The 4,319-nt window shown below is 52.2% G+C and carries 5 protein-coding genes; all 5 read right to left on the bottom strand.

Annotated features, from left to right (window positions below; genetic code table 11):
* Positions 1-16: 16 nt before the first annotated feature.
* Complete coding sequence (locus L692_RS0120555) at positions 17-793, bottom strand: ABC transporter permease (RefSeq protein ID WP_025701913.1); 777 nt, start codon at positions 791-793, stop codon at positions 17-19.
* A 40-nt stretch (positions 794-833) separates the two neighbouring features.
* Entirely contained in the window at positions 834-1,625 is a 792-nt protein-coding gene (locus L692_RS0120550; RefSeq protein ID WP_025701912.1) for an ABC transporter permease, read from the bottom strand.
* 113 nt (positions 1,626-1,738) lie between these two features.
* Positions 1,739-2,827, bottom strand: a complete 1,089-nt coding sequence (locus L692_RS0120545) for an ABC transporter substrate-binding protein (protein WP_025701911.1) — start codon at positions 2,825-2,827, stop codon at positions 1,739-1,741.
* A 284-nt stretch (positions 2,828-3,111) separates the two neighbouring features.
* Positions 3,112-3,870, bottom strand: coding sequence for an ABC transporter permease (locus L692_RS0120540; RefSeq protein ID WP_025701910.1), 759 nt, complete (start codon positions 3,868-3,870; stop codon positions 3,112-3,114).
* A gap of 40 nt (positions 3,871-3,910) precedes the next feature.
* Positions 3,911-4,319 (bottom strand): hypothetical protein (locus tag L692_RS33060; protein ID WP_036724771.1); only part of this gene is annotated, 409 nt, incomplete at its 5' end.

Here is a 4,319-nt window from a genome sequence, read left to right as displayed (position 1 = left end):
TACAAAGCGCCAATGCTTATTGAAGCTGTGACGCTTCTTTCCATACCAGAAAGCGCTTTTTCAGTCTGGAGAACAACAGGTTGATGATAATGCCCAGCACGGTAATGAACAGGACGATGCCGTACATGAGCGGCAGATCATAGCGGGCGGTAGAGTTGATGTAATACCACCCGAGTCCCGTGCTGGCGCCGATGACTTCAGATGCGATAATCATGAAGAACGATAGCTGGGCGGCAAATTCTATACCGATGAAAATATTGGGTGCGGTGTACGGCAGGACGACCTTGGTAAACAGCTCTCTGCGCGTAGCCCCCATGGACCGCGCCGCCCGCAACAGGCTGTAATCGATATCCTTGGCTCCGGCCATCGTATTAAACAGTACGGGCCAGAGCGCAGACCAGAAGATGACGACTACCTTTTCCGAAGTTCCGATTCCGAAGAAGATCATGAAAATCGGAATGATCGCGAAGGGGTTCAGCTTCTCGCAGGTACGCAGGAAAGGCAACAACGCTTTTTCCGCCGAACTAAAAAACGTGCCGAGCAAAAATCCGAGCGGAATACCGATAATCAGCGAGAGCAAGAACCCGAGCAGCACTCGGTACAGGCTGATTAGCGTCTGTTCCAGCAGCACGTCAGTGAATGCCGAGCGGAAGATGGCTAGAATCGCGTCGCTGGGAGGCGAGATGACGCCCTTCGGAATGATTCGGGCGCCGCTCTCCCAGAAGACGAAGAACAACAGGATCGGGATGGTGCCGATGCCGATTTTTTTAAGCTTGACTGCGGTGGAATTCATGGAATCCGTCTTGTCCTCCTTTGCTTAAGATCAGATCCGGCTAGGCCGCGGCTTTGTTGCTTGAATCGGGAGCCTGCCGCCATTGCAGCACTGCACTCTCCAGGTATTCAAGCACATAATTGAGCGCCAGACCGACGCCTGCAACCATAACGGCTCCAAGGTAAATGCGCTCGACAAACCCCATGCTCTGGGCATTGTGGATCATCCAGCCCATACCGGAATCGGCGCCCATGCTCTCCGAACCGATCAGCATGAAGAAGCTCATGGTCAGTCCGGTACGGAGTCCGGTGATCAATGTCGGCGAGGCGCCGGGCAGGATCACCTTGGTGAAGATCACCAGCTTGCTCGCATTCATGGATTTGGCCGACCGGATCAGCAGCGGATCGACATTCTGAATACCGGCTATGGTCGTGAACAATATCGGCCAGAACGACGACCAGAAGATGACCGTATAAATGCCTCCCTCGCCGATTCCGATAATGATAACAAAGACCGGAAATAGAATGAACGGCGGGATGCTGGAGAGAAATTTGGTCAGAGGGTGGAGAAATTCGGCCAGCTTCGGCATGGCCCCGGCAAGAATAAAGCCAAGCGGAAGGGCCAAAACGGTAGCCAGGACAAAGCCGACAAACACTCTTTTCAGGCTGATGGAAATGTAGAGAAAAATGTTCGCCAGTCCCAGTTCGACTCCGGCCTCCACGATCCGCGAGAAGGGCGGGACAAATACGTTGCTGACGAGTCCCAGCCTCGGCGCAAGCTCCCAAACGATCAGCACCAGGAAAAAAAGATAAAAGCTTAACAATTTCTGATGAACCGAAATGATCCATTTCATCCGTTTATTCATCCTCCTTACCTGAGGGCTTGCAGACGTAGGCGGGCTCTCCCTCACTATTGGTTGTAACCAAGCGGCGAATGAACGCCGCTTTCCCTTTGTATGATGGCATTTCAGCTAGGGTCAAACTGGGTGGTGATCAGGTCGTCGACCTTCAGCTGATCCTTCTTCAAGGCGCCGGATACGACAAGGTCATCAATCCAAGGCTGGATCAGCTTGTTCTGGAATCCTTTGCCGGTGTAGTAGTAGTGCACGGCGTTTACCGGTTGGCCGATATAGTCGCCGGTCAGCTTGATCGCTTCTTCCTCATGCTCCGGGTTGACGATCCAGGCTTGCGCTTTCTTAATCGCTTTGACAAAGCCCTGGATTGCTTCGGGATTATCCTTGATAAATTGTTCCGTGAAGTAGTAGAAGGTTGTGCCTGCCGCTTCGCCGAGCCCGGTATCCGCCGTGTCGAAAACTTCGATTAGACCGGAGTCCTTTGCCAGCTTGTAAAAGGGTGGATGGACGCCGACGATGTCAATATTGCCCTGCTGGTTGGCCTGTAAGGCCGCTGTGTCGCTTTCGAAAGCGACAAACTTGATTTGATCACGGTCGAAGCCCAGATGGTCGAATGCGTTGGTAGCGATAAAGGTTGTGCAGCTCGGTACGGTGCCGTTGATCGTAATTTTCTCCCCGTTCTTCTTCTTCTTGATCAGCTCTTCGAGGGAAGAAACGCCCTGTTTGGGGCTGACATAGAATTTCATGTGATGATATTTTTCATCCACATCAGGTGTCGGTTCGACCCCGCCGATCGTAACACCTTTGATTTTGGCGCCGCCGGCGATATAGGTAGCAATATTGTTAACATGGGTGCTGGAGACATTGTTCGTTCCGTTCAGGATGGAGGGGAGCACTTGAGCTTCAGTTAATTCGCCGGTATATTCCACATTGATCCCTTCCTCGGCGAAAAAGCCTTTTTTCTCGGCAATTACCCATGGTGTGGAGGAGCAATTGACCTTGGTATTAGTTTTGATGGTGTACACTTTTTTGCCGGATTTGGTCGGGTCATACCCTGCATCCTTTAAATTCGCCAACCCTGCGGCGCCTTGGATGCCGATTCCTTTCTTCGTCTGCCCCAAGTAGCTGCCCACGCCGATTCCGACTACCGCCAAAGCGGCGACTACGGAAATAATAATCCATTTCTTTTTACCAGCTGCCATTTTTCCCACACTCCTAAAATTTTTAATTTAAGTTAAATTTTAACATTAAAAGATGCAACTATTCAGCCCTTCATCACCTGCCCCGGTATGATATAAAAAAAGAGACTAAACGAACTTCCCGAGGGGAAGAACGTTAGTCTCCAGCTAACTGGTCAACTTTCTTTAATCCGATAAATCTTATAAGATTTATAGATTAAAGCTTATTCTAAGACTTTCATGATTGTCAACGCATGAACTTACACAAAACGTCCAGTTCGAAAATTTGTAACATTTTGTATTGGTTATCATTTGACAGCGGGATGGCCCAGCCACTTGCCTGCCGCTGACATGATTCCGTCCAGTACGATGGCCAGGACCGCAATAATTAAAACTCCGGAGAACATCTCCACAATCTGATAATTGGCTTGCGCCGTATAAATCATGAAGCCCAGGCCGGAGCTTGAACCCATCATTTCAGCCGCGATCAGAAACAGCAGCGCATAGCCCGCAGCCAGACGTGTTCCGGTCAAGATGGAGGGGAAGGCTAAGGGAAGCAGGACTTTCTTCGTCAGCCGAAGGCGGCTCAGCCCAAATGAACGAGCCGCTTTGACAATGTCTGCGTCGGCATGGATCATCCCGGACAATGTGCTGAACATAATCGGCCAAATGCAAGCCCAGGCGATAATCGAGACTTTCGTCAGCTCGCCGGCTCCCATGAATACGATGATGATGTGAAACACAACAAACGGATTGATGTGAGAGAGCCACTCCAGCACCGGCTCGGTGGCAATACGGATCTTGTCCGGCCAGCCGGCCAGTGCTATTCCGAGCGGCACACCTGCAATCAGGGCGATGGCCAGTCCTCCGGCGGCGCGCCCCAGGCTAATCAGCAGATGGTGCGCCAGCGCTCCTGTTGCTGCCTCTTCGCCGATGAACTGAAGCACCTGCGTGAGAGGAGGAATGAATTGGGGGTCTACCCATCCGAACCTTACACTGGCTTCCCACAGGATGAGGAAGGCGATTACGGCAGTATAACGCTTGCCAAGCTTGGTTAACACATTCACTTACGTTCCTCCCGACACAATTTATTGTCGCCAAGGTCTGTCACGGATGTCCGGACTGTACCGGTGAATCGGATGGCGCAGTATGGCCTGAATGACCGGAATGCCCGGCGGCAGGCAACGAATGCTCATGAGACATGTGGCCGCTGTGCCCGTCGCCGGAGGTGGGCGGAGGCACATCCCCTTCTCCCGAGAAGCTGCCGTTCGTTTTGCTCAGCCGGCTTGTTGACGCGCCGCCAGCCACGAGAAGCAATAACATAGCGGACAATACGGTAACCGCAAAAATACGGTTTAGCCTGCTTCGCGGCGTCCGGGGGGCGGGCGCTGCACTCCAAGCGGATTCAAGAGGCTTCCAGAAAAACAGATCGCGTTCCAGCTTGCGCAATACGGCGCTCAGAGCGACGCCAATCAGGGAAATACATAGCCCAACGGCAAAGATTGGCGTCGTGGCA

This window comes from Paenibacillus forsythiae T98 (assembly GCF_000520735.1).
Lineage (GTDB): Bacteria > Bacillota > Bacilli > Paenibacillales > Paenibacillaceae > Paenibacillus_AQ > Paenibacillus_AQ forsythiae.
Note: the sequence above shows the minus strand (reverse complement) of the source record. Positions and strands in the feature narration are given on the sequence as shown.

Coding starts and splice junctions, on each gene's coding strand:
- L692_RS0120555 (WP_025701913.1), bottom strand. CDS start 793: ATGAATTCCACCGCAGTCAAGCTTAAAAAAATCGGCATCGGCACCATC.
- L692_RS0120550 (WP_025701912.1), bottom strand. CDS start 1,625: ATGAAATGGATCATTTCGGTTCATCAGAAATTGTTAAGCTTTTATCTT.
- L692_RS0120545 (WP_025701911.1), bottom strand. CDS start 2,827: ATGGCAGCTGGTAAAAAGAAATGGATTATTATTTCCGTAGTCGCCGCT.